The 9,658-nt window shown below is 59.9% G+C and carries 5 protein-coding genes and 1 pseudogene; 2 read left to right on the forward strand and 4 right to left on the reverse strand.

What is annotated here, in order from left to right:
* From ROG8370_RS18880 to ROG8370_RS20690, 4 genes are all read right to left on the reverse strand, one after another.
* Positions 1-3,342 (reverse strand): glycosyltransferase 61 family protein (locus ROG8370_RS18880; RefSeq protein ID WP_170925305.1); only part of this gene is annotated, 3,342 nt, incomplete at its 3' end.
* 572 nt (positions 3,343-3,914) lie between these two features.
* On the reverse strand, positions 3,915-5,024 hold the full coding sequence (locus ROG8370_RS18885) for a DegT/DnrJ/EryC1/StrS family aminotransferase (RefSeq protein ID WP_085828692.1): 1,110 nt from the start codon (positions 5,022-5,024) through the stop codon (positions 3,915-3,917).
* A gap of 5 nt (positions 5,025-5,029) precedes the next feature.
* Positions 5,030-5,470, reverse strand: a complete 441-nt coding sequence (locus ROG8370_RS18890; protein ID WP_085828690.1) for a sugar 3,4-ketoisomerase — start codon at positions 5,468-5,470, stop codon at positions 5,030-5,032.
* 222 nt (positions 5,471-5,692) lie between these two features.
* On the reverse strand, positions 5,693-5,845 hold the full coding sequence (locus ROG8370_RS20690; RefSeq protein WP_170925306.1) for a hypothetical protein: 153 nt from the start codon (positions 5,843-5,845) through the stop codon (positions 5,693-5,695).
* Between the two features lie 284 nt (positions 5,846-6,129).
* On the opposite strand from ROG8370_RS20690, the pseudogene ROG8370_RS21520 reads away from it, so the two are divergent.
* Positions 6,130-6,381, forward strand: a pseudogene (locus ROG8370_RS21520) (AAA family ATPase); the annotation flags it as partial.
* A 649-nt stretch (positions 6,382-7,030) separates the two neighbouring features.
* Positions 7,031-9,658: glycosyltransferase family 61 protein (locus ROG8370_RS18900; RefSeq protein ID WP_085828691.1), on the forward strand; the 2,628-nt coding region annotated here is incomplete at its 3' end.

Genomic DNA, 9,658 nt, shown 5'->3' on the forward strand with positions numbered 1-9,658 from the left:
CTTGTCCAAGGGTTGTTGTGTCGTCGGCAAGACGGTTTGGCCAAAGAATGGTTTTACATGCTCCACCGGCAGGTTGAAATGGGCATCCTCAGGCTTGAAGCCACCGCTGCCTTGATGTTGCCAGCCCGCAAAGCTGACGACCTGCGCGCCGCGCAAACGGCCGATGATATCAGCACGGTGGAAATCAGTGCCGGGCGCATTGCTCAGCAGTACATAGATCCGCGCATCAGGCCGCGCAAAGGCCAGTGCCGCAATATGAGGCCCATCGGTAATCACGATTTCATCGGCTTGGGCGATGTAGCGGGCCAATCGGGTGAAAGACAGGGCATCGAAATCGCGCATGGCAAAGCCACGATCTCCGAGGGCATCTGCAATTTCCTCGAAGTTCAACAAGGCACGGTAGGCCGGGTCTTGCGTATAGAGGAACAATCGTGCCGCAGTTTTCTGTGCGACAGGCAGATCCGCCTCCGGCGCGCCTGCCTGATCAGCCAGCTGACCCAGAAGATCGATCAAGGCAGGGTGCATCAGCACCGCCGCAGGCCCCGGTTGCGCAGGCCCCCCTGGCGCTTTTCGAGGGCTTCCCAAATGAGTGCCCATGCTTGCGGCATAAAGCTGCGCTACTTTGATCTGCGACCCGCGCGCCACTTGTAAAATCGGATGATCCGGAACCGCAAGCCGCAAGGCCTGATGGTGCAATCTGGGAAGATCGTCTTCGATCAGCACCGGCGTGCCCACGGGGGCCACCCGGGCCGCACACATCACACGCGGCAGCACTTCGAGCATAAAATGGTCAAACAGATGGCTGCGGCTTCCGCAGGCCATGATTGCGCGTGCTACGGCCTGTTCATGATGGAAATGGCGCAGCAAGACGGCGTCCTTGCGCCGGGCGACAACACTTGTCTGTCCACGCAACTCCAGGTCAGAATCCTGCGCCTGGGCCGTGTCGGGCAAGGGGCCACATTCGGGACCTTCGGCGTGCCATGCACCCGCGCCCGTGACAAAACCGTCATTCCCGCCGATCACCGTTGTTCCCGGCCAGCATCCTACCGTCACCGAAGGTGCGGTATAGGCAACACTGGGCGGGGCAATATAGGCGCCCGCCATTACGGCAGGACGCGACAATGTCACCTGCCTTGCAGGGTACACTGTCGTGGCTTTGACCGTTTTGTCCCGTTCAGGTGCCCGTGGTAGACTGCGCACTTCAAGCGTCGGATGCGGCGCGCCCCAATCAGGGTGGATCGTCGCCTTGAGGATCGCTTCGGCCTGTCCTGCATCTGTTTGTGCCAGAAACATCGCACGCGCCGTTTTGAGGCCCATGCTGTGATGCGCCCCGTCATGGGGCAGAATTGGCAGGTAGTCACCCGCGCCATGTCGGACATAGTGCAGCAACGGGCTGTCGCCGCCTTTGTCCCGCAAATAGCGTGCGTAATAGTCGTTGCCGTCAAAGAACAGATGCGGCAGGCGGCCCTCGTACTGACCGTAGGTCAGATAATGCACCAGCGGGTTCAACCCTGCCTCTGCCACATCAGGGTTTTTCAGCAGATAGACCTGTGTGGAGAAATAGGGATGTGAGTTCAGGTTTTCGTCGGCTGCGCGCGTGACGAAATAACGTGTGGGATGCTCACCACTTTGCCCGACCCAAGGGGCCTGTTCCAGAATATGGGACACGCTTACCAAAGGATGGGTATCGATCCCGTCCATGCGGCCCTGGGCCATGTCCAGCAACACCGGCCTGCGATTATGCGTCAGGACGTCGGGACGCCGCCGCGCGACATGGGCCGGTTCGACCAGCAAGTGCGGCCCCCGCGTGCGGCGGTTGCCCTCGATCAGATAGGCCCACAGCAGATTGGGCGCCGCATTGGCATAGCGTGCGTGATCAGAACCGCAAAAATGCACGGGATCAAAGAGCACTGCGGGAGACGGCTCGCTGGGGCTCGCCGCTGGCCGTCCTGCCCATTCAAATAGTGCCTCAAGCGGCTTGTCCCCCCATGTCGCGAGCATCTGCGCTTCGATCAGCGGGTGGGGCGACAGTCCATCGTACGCGCCTGTCTCAAGAAAGTGCAACAACAAAGGCTGGTTCGCAGGCGGAACAGCCAACCCGCGAGCATAGTGCACAGGATCAAACAAAGGATGCGGAACCACATCGGTCCCGTAGGAGGTCATGTATTTTTCCAGCACGGTTTCGTCTGTAGAAGCCGCGGCAAGTCCTGCCTCGAAAGACAGCGACTGCTGCATCTGCCGCGGGGCAAACAGTGGATGGGGGCTGTGGCCGCGGGCTTCGCCGTAGGTCAGGTAATGGGCCAACAGACCTGTTTTGGGGCAGTCGTTGCGGCCCAGTGTTGCTGCGTAATGCCTCGGGTGGAAAAGAGCACAAGGCGCGCAGCCCTCGCGCTCACCATCGGCCAGATAGTGCTCCAGAGGGTCTCTGCCCGCGTTCTTGACGTCCGGGTTGTGTGTCAGATACCACTCCGCATCGAACAGGCGGATGGTTGCGGCCCGGATCTGCTCAGGGGTCAGATCATCGCGCATCGGCCCTTCGGTGGCCGTCACGATAGCGTTCCACAAGCGTTCGAACACGGCGCGTGTTGCATGGGTCTGATACCACTGCATCGCGGCCTGGGCTGTTGCCGTCTCTCCCGAAGAGATCAAATCGACCACATCTTGCGCTTCGGTCCATACCGCTGTGGGAATGTCACTGCTGTATACCCCGGATGGCTCCTCGCGCAGAGCCAAAGGCACGCCCGCCGCCACGACATCAATCATTCCGACAGGGGGGATCTGTGCAAAGCCTGCCAGCACCAGATCGACCTTATGCTTGGCCAGCGCATCCTTGATCGAGATCTTTTGACCGATGAAAAGGATGCTGTCCGCCTTCAGCCCCGCCGCCAGCAACTGTGCGGCCACCATTCGCTCGACCCGTCGTGCCGTGGGGCCAAAATGCACATGACGCTCCACACCTGCCTCAAGGCAGGCGATCAGATGGTCTGCAAATTCGGCGATCACTGGAGGGGGCAGTTCCGTCAGGTCGCCAAAGCTCGCAGTCACCGGGCCTGACGTCGTGACCATGTCTTTCAAGACGCGGCCAGATTTGCGCAACCGATGGCCCAGACCCGATAGCCGGGTGCGCAGCGACATCCGACCGGACCGGCTTTCGAGCTGTTCCTGCGCATCGATCCACCGATCCAGCCTGCGGGCCAGAGCGGGATCGGCGGCGGTGGGCAAATGGGCCACCTGCACCTGTGTACTATCTGAAAAAGCAGCTCGCAGCAGCGGCTCGGATTCGGGCCGTGCCACAAGATGGGTCGCCTGCTGTAGCGTGTTTGACACGAAATCGGGGATCACCCCGCCTGCCCGGTTTCCATGATGCAGCAGATACAACCGCGGCCCAAAGCGCTGTGCCACCAGACGCGCGGCAAGACCAGCCAGAACATCATCTGCCTCCGCATGAACCACCACGCGTTCGGGCAAAAGTGTCTCAAGCCGCCCGCGGATCCAATGCCAGCGGTCCGGCAATTCCGCGTTTGCATCGGCAGCCAGCACAAACGCACCCTGCGCCACGGCCATCTCACATAAAAACACGTCGGGCTCTGGCCCTGTGAACATCACCACATGGCGCTCGTGGGGACGGATATGCAGCATCATAAACAAAGCGGCGCGCTGTTGGACCAGCATCGGACCAGGGGTGACCAGATGCACTGTGGCCGGACGGTCAAAGGCGACCGGTATGGTTGCTGTGGCCTGCTCTTGGTTCAGACAGGCAAGCAACGCATTATAAGCCGTCTCGCGCTGCTCAGGCGTTACCCTGGCCCCTTGTGAACAGCTTTGCTTGAAGGCGACCGACAGAGCTTCGATCGCATGCGCGCTGCTCCCTTTGGCGAGGGCGGTTTCAAAGGCCTCGAACACGCCGCCAAGCGTCATAGTGCGCGTACCGTCTGATCTACGATATGGGCAATCTCAGAGGCATCCTGCGCTGACATATGCGGGCCAATCGGCAGGCTGAGGCAGGTGGCGCAAATCTCTTCTGTGACAGGAAAGGACATATGGCCCAAAGTATCTGCAAAAGCCCCGCTGTGGTGGTTGGTGTGGGGGTAATGCAGGGCGGCCTGAACGCCGCAGGCGGCCAGCGCCTCCTTAAGGGCATCGCGCTTCGGGTGGCGCACAACATAGAGGTGCCAGGCTGACTGCGTGCCCGCCGACGGCATCGGCAGGCGCAAATCAGGGACATCGCCCAAGGCCGCGTCATAGGCCTCTGCTATGGCGCGGCGGGTGGCGGTCCAACCGTCGAGATGGCGCAGCTTGACCGATAGAAATGCCGCCTGCAGCGGGTCCAGCCGCGAGTTGCCACCCGCCGTCTCATGCTCATATTTTATCCGCGCACCATAGTTGCCCAGCATGCGCACCGCATCGGCCAGATCCGCATCGTCGGTGACCATCGCCCCGCCATCCCCAAAGGCGCCAAGGTTCTTGCCGGGATAAAAGCTGAAGGCGCCCGCAGTGCCCAGTGATCCAGCACGACGGTTGCCGTCTTCGCCGCCATGGGCCTGTGCTGCATCTTCAAGCAGCATCAGACCGTGCGCGTCCGCCAGCCTGCGCAAGTCCGCGCAAGGCACAGGGGCGCCGTACAGGTGCACCGGCATAATCGCGCGGGTCTTGGCCGTGATGGCAGCGGGCACCTTGTCGAGATCAATGTTCATCGTTTTGGGATCGGCGTCGACCGGCACCACCGTGGCCCCGGTTTGCGCAACCGCCAGCCAGCTGGCGATGAAGGTATGGGCCGGCACGATCACCTCGTCCCCCGGACCAATGCCCCGCGCGCGCAAAGGCAGCACCAATGCGTCCAGACCATTGCCCACACCCACACAATGCTTGGCGCCGCAATAGTCGGCAAAGGCGGCCTCGAAGTTGGCCACCGCAGTACCGCCGATATACATACCCGATGCCATCAGATCACTGTAGGCGGCGTCCATCTCGGCCTTGAGGGAAGCATAGGTGTGGTGGACGTCCAGAAAAGTGTATTGGCGCATGCTCATCAATCCTGAAGGGGCTTGCCCTGACGCACCCAGGTCAGGAAATCTTCGTATTCGTAAAGGTAGTCTTCAACCTCGTAGGGGCGCGACGCCAGCACACAGACCACGGTTTCAGGCATCACAAAGCGCAGCTGGCGCCACATGCCCGGCGGCACATACAGAACGTCAGCGGGGCCTGCCAAGGTAAACGGGTATTGCTGTTGGCCGTCATTGAGGGTGACTTCGGTCTTGCCATGCATGCAGATCATCAACTGCTCAAGCTGCTTGTGACCGTGCTCGCCCCGGATCGCCCCAATAGGCACATCATACAGGTAATAGACCCGCTTGATGTCAAACAGCAGCTGGGCACCCTCCAATACCCCCAGCGATCCGCGCGGATCGCCAAAGGCGGGTACGTCATCCAACAGCCGGGGGGAAAGGGGTGTTTGAAGGTTTGATGACATGGCGGGCGTAGCTCCGTCTCAAATATTCTGCATTCTCAAATCCCGCATGGATTATGCTGCACAGATCACCTGACGTATAAGACGCGCGCGGACTCGCTTCAAGAGTGCAGCCCGTCTGATACACCCCTTTTGCATAGTTATCCCTGAAAGGCCACAGTCGCCGCCCGCGCACTCTGCGGCCAGACATCGTGCCAATCGGCCTGCAACGCATGGATGTCATAATCACTCGCTATCTGGCGCGCGCGTCAACATGGCGGCGCGCAGAACAGGCATCTCTGCGGACAGGGCGGCCACATCGCGGCACCAGACAGGCGCGCCATCGCCCGGTTCCTCGGTCAGGCGACAGCTTGGCAAAAGGTCCTTTGCCATCATCATGGGCAGATGTCAGTAGCCGCAAATCGGAACGCGTGGAGAGCGAAAGCGATAACCGTTAAATGGCATAAATACCGACCAGAATAATGACGTACCACCCCCGAGTTACAGCCAAGGATTGTAGATTCACGCGCGAATTTGCTAGGAAATCAAGAAAAAAGAGACCACCCTCACAGCGACATGCATAGAGTGCTTTCATGAGTTTAGGATTGAGTATTTCGTCAAGACGTGCGGACATTGCAATGCCTGCACCACATAGACAGGGCCCATCGCGGCCCTCAGGCAGGACCAGAGCATTGGCACCAGCTTCCAGCGGCAATACCCCTCCTTTGCCGCCCGACGTCAAGGCCAACCCCGATCTGCCTCAGGGCCAATCTGAAAACCAAGGCGTTGCTAAATGGTTCACGCTGGACGAGGTTTTGCGCCTGCGCGTTTTCTTTGCCGCCGAAGGGGCCAAGCCGAAAGAATGCCGCCCTTACCGCCCCGAAGGCTTGCCCGCACAGATCCGAGCCGCCGCCAATTTCAAAGGTGACGTCGGCAACCCGCCGAACCTGTATTGGGCTGAAGTCCAGATCCCGGTTTTGCGCAGGCAGGGCCGTGGCTGGAAACCATGGGACGCGCTGCGCGCGATCATCATTCGCTTTGAGGCCAATTACCGCGATTCCAACCGCAACCCCCATATTCCGGGTTGCGAGATATTCGACATCACTTGCGCCGCGTTCAAAAAGCTGCTGATCGGCACGTGGCGGCGCGACGACCTTGTGCCCAAAGCAGTTGGAGCAAATATTTTCGAGGGTGAAAAGACGGCATTGCGCAAAATTCATGCCTCGGATGTGCCGCCGAGTCATGGCTTTGCCCTGGTCAAGGCGATGGACGCAGGCCCGGCTATGGCAGAGCAGATCATAGATAAACTGAAGCAAAACACCCAAGCCGATCCTGCGGGGGATATGACCCTTTTGCAGCGGGTTATCGCCCCTAAAAAGCCGGGCAAACCAAAGAAAGCCACAGTATCAGAGCGTGTTTCCAGTCGCATCACCCTTAAGGCGCGCGCAGGCAAAACTGTGCTGCGAGGCAAGGGAATTACGCCTGCCTTGCTAGATGGGCTACCCCACGGGCTGGAGACCCGCTAGGGATGTATCGCGCACGAAACATAGAGGGCCTAAAGCCAAGGGAATCAAAGTGAACGACATGCCCGCACTTGCCGGTCTCGATATCTCCCCTGCCGTCGCTCTTGAGGCGCTGTATACCCGCGTTTGCAGTGCCGTGCGCGCCGCGACCGGCACCGGTGCGCTGACCTTGCCTGGTCTGGATGCTGCATGTCGCCAGCTTTTGGCGGCAAGCCCACTGCCCGATTTGCCTGGCCCCGACGCAGACCTGTCGGTCGATGCGTTGTATCTCGCCACGGAAATCTATCCTGCCGGTGGCCACCGGATGTTGCTGGAACAGCTCATTCGCAGCAGGCCCGCAGACACACATAAGGTGGTTTTCACCGGGCTGCTGAATAACACGCCTGCCTTTGGTCAGGCGCGCATGGCGGATTTCGGCGTGCCGGTTTTTGCGCCAGATCCGGTTGCCATTTTGTGGGATAAATGGATGGCTCTGCGTGCACATATCGCGCACTGTGCACCGGCGCGCATCTTCCTGTTGCATCATTCAGAAGATGTCATTGCCGCGTTGTTGGCCTATGAGTTTTCAGACATCTACAAAGAGCGTCTAATTTTCGTGCGCCACGCAGACACGGTACCCAGCCTTGGGGCCGATCTGGGGAATGCCACACATATGGCGATCCGGCCGGCTCAGGCGGAGGTCCTGCTGGCACGTTGGCCTGCCCTGAAGCTGCATCACGTCCCGTTGTGTTTTGATCCAGCCACACCATTGCCGCGTATGGTGGCCGAAACGCCTGTGGCGTTGACGCGTGGGCAGTTGGGCATGTCGCGCCGCCAAAGGCTGCGCAATATGGCCTATCAAGCGCTGCGCCATACTGTGTGGAAATCGCGGCGGGCCAGGTTCGCGGCCTTGCAGTACAGGGCAAGACGCCAGCCCGTACCACCCCGCTCTCACACCCCCTTGATCACAGCCACATGCGGCACAGAGCATAAGTTCGAACGCAGCGGCCCCTTTGCATTGCCGGATATCATAGTGCATGTGCTGCGCAGCGGTGCCCGTGGCCACATTCATGTAGGACCAGCGTCACCTGCCCTGCGCCACGCTTGCCGTGATGCCTTGCGCCGCGCCGGACTGCCTTCCCGCCGCCTGCAGTTCACAGGCGAAGTGCCTTCGGTTGCAGATGCTTTGCGTGCGCACCGGGTGACATTGTTTCTGGGCTCTTTCCCTGTTGGAGGGGCATTGTCACGCGCCGAGGCGGCGTGGGCGGGCATTCCCATTGCCCTGCAACAAGTGCAAACAGGCAGCAGTCCCTATCTGGTTGGTGCGGACTTTGCACCCGAGGCGGTGCTTGCCTGGCATGGACCAGAGGATCTGGCCGAGCAGATTGCGGGTTGGTCACCTGCCCTGTTTGACCGGTTAAGCACCTCCGCGCGTCGATGGTTTGACCAATCTTTGTCGCCTGCTGCTTTTGCCGCTGCGGTGACGGAACTTGTTGACGCTTTGCCGCGCGAGGTGGCACGCCCGCATGGCGCTGCCAGTTCTGTTGAAAATGGCCCGTTGATCACGGCGCAAGGCGTGACAGAATGGGTCACTCAGCGCCTTCGTGTGGTCCATACCGGAGCTGACGCGCAGGTCGCACACCCGGCCCGCCAAGTCACGATCCAACGCCCCCGTGTCGTTGCTCGAACCCACATCGCCCCGTCTGTTCAAAACTGGGATTTGCCGACGATAGAAACACATATTTGGCCAAACGCCATTGTTGTGGGAGGGGCAGATGGAATTGTCACCCAAGACGGCACTTGGTACGATCCGGGATTGAAAGACCTGAATCCAGACCAGATTTCTCTGCGCAATCCAGGTCCGGTTCGATCAATGGAAAATGATCATGCAGAGGTGCGTAGGGGTGTTCAGACAGGCCTGATTCCAGAGGCCATTCAAGGTACGGGTTGCTATAGCCACAACTACTACCACTTCATGCACGAAGTTTTGCCGCGCATCTGGACCGCAGCCCACCGAGCGCCCTTTGGCACACCTGTGCTGACCGAAGATGATCTACCGGCCCAATGCGTTCAGGCGCTGCGGATGATCTTGCCGCATAACACGATCGAGATGGTGAGGCGCGGTCAGTCAGTGCAGGTAAACAGGCTCTATACAAGTGGCATGGGCACCATAGCAAATGAGTTGAAGATCCCTGATTCGGCGCCCCCTATCGCCGCTTTGCGCTATCACCCGGATCTGCTCACGCGATTGGGAAAGCTCGGCTGTATTGCGCAGGGCGGTCAGGCACCGACACATCTGTTCTTGTGGCGGTCGTCCAAAGTGCGGGTGCTGCGCAACAGAACGCGCCTGCGCGATAGGCTGGAGGAGCAGGGGTTTGCTATTGTCGATACGGCCAGCATGGGATTTGCCAATCAGATCAGGATGATGGGGCAGGCGGAGTGTATCGTGGCACAAAGCGGTGCCCATCTGACAAACATCGCATTTGCGCCCAAAGGATGCCGGATCATTCCGCTGTTTTCAGATGCTCCAGATATCAATTACCGGCTGTGGTCTGCCATGGGCCAGATGCTGGGCTTGGATGTCGTCAATGTGGCAGGCACGAAGAATGCAGAGGAACAGGGCATTCATGCCGATTTCACCGTATCGCCTGATCTGGTGCTGCCGTTGGTGGGGGTGAAGACCTCTGATGTTCCGTCTTCCGCTTCGGCT

Origin of the sequence: Roseovarius gaetbuli (assembly GCF_900172365.1) — a bacterium.
Classification (GTDB): Bacteria; Pseudomonadota; Alphaproteobacteria; order Rhodobacterales; family Rhodobacteraceae; genus Roseovarius; species Roseovarius gaetbuli.

What these genes read in the sequence shown, in the direction of transcription:
- ROG8370_RS18885 (WP_085828692.1), bottom strand. Translation starts at nt 5,024, where the DNA reads ATGCGCCAATACACTTTTCTGGACGTCCACCACACCTATGCTTCCCTC.
- ROG8370_RS18890 (WP_085828690.1), bottom strand. Translation starts at nt 5,470, where the DNA reads ATGTCATCAAACCTTCAAACACCCCTTTCCCCCCGGCTGTTGGATGAC.
- ROG8370_RS20690 (WP_170925306.1), bottom strand. Translation starts at nt 5,845, where the DNA reads ATGATGATGGCAAAGGACCTTTTGCCAAGCTGTCGCCTGACCGAGGAA.